The organism is Brevibacillus sp. SKDU10 (assembly GCF_001645205.1).
Classification (GTDB): Bacteria; Bacillota; Bacilli; order Brevibacillales; family Brevibacillaceae; genus Brevibacillus_B; species Brevibacillus_B halotolerans.
This window is the reverse complement of sequence record NZ_LSSO01000078.1, coordinates 1-704: the sequence shown is the minus strand read 5'-3', so window position 1 is coordinate 704 and position 704 is coordinate 1. Positions and strand designations below refer to the sequence as shown.

1 protein-coding gene is annotated in these 704 nt (G+C 45.6%); it reads left to right on the top strand.

What is annotated here, in order from left to right:
- A partial coding sequence (locus tag AYJ08_RS05000) for an NCS2 family permease (RefSeq protein ID WP_197490590.1) occupies positions 1-704 on the top strand: 704 nt, incomplete at both ends.

Sequence of the window (704 nt, the reverse complement as noted above, 5' to 3'; positions counted from 1 at the left end):
TTATTTTTCGGAATGATTCTTACTGGTCTAATCGCCTTTCTAACCGGTCAGCTTCAATTTACAAACGGTTTTGTCTCTATGCCTACTCTCCCTGAAGGAATCCTAGTCTCCAATCCTGTAACGGCCTTTGGAGCAGTCATCGAGTATGGGCTATATTCAGTAGTATTCTCTTTTTTACTAGTGACGCTATTTGATACGACTGGTACAGTCCTTGGCGTAGCTGAACAAGCAGGACTGATGAAAGGTAACAAGCTTCCAAGAGCTGAGCGTGCCCTACTATCAGATTCTGTCGCTACTCTATTCGGTTCCATGTTAGGAACATCGCCAACTTCTGCTTATGTAGAATCTGCGTCTGGTGTTGCAGCTGGCGGTCGCACCGGGCTTACTGCCGTATTTATTGCTCTGTTGCTAGGAATTGGCGCTTTTTTTGGTCCACTAATTAGCGCTGTATCAGGATTGTCTGCCATCACCGCTCCCTCGCTCATTATCGTTGGCTCCTTGATGGTTGGCAGTGTCCGCCACATTAATTGGGAGCTACCAGATGAAGCTTTTCCTGCTTTCCTGGTTTTGTTGAGCATGCCGCTTACCTCCAGTATCGCTACTGGGATCTCACTAGGGTTTATTTCATACCCACTGATGAAAATTTTAAGAGGCAAATGGCGTGAGGTTCATCCATTAGTCTATCTCTTTGGCGTTTTATTTGT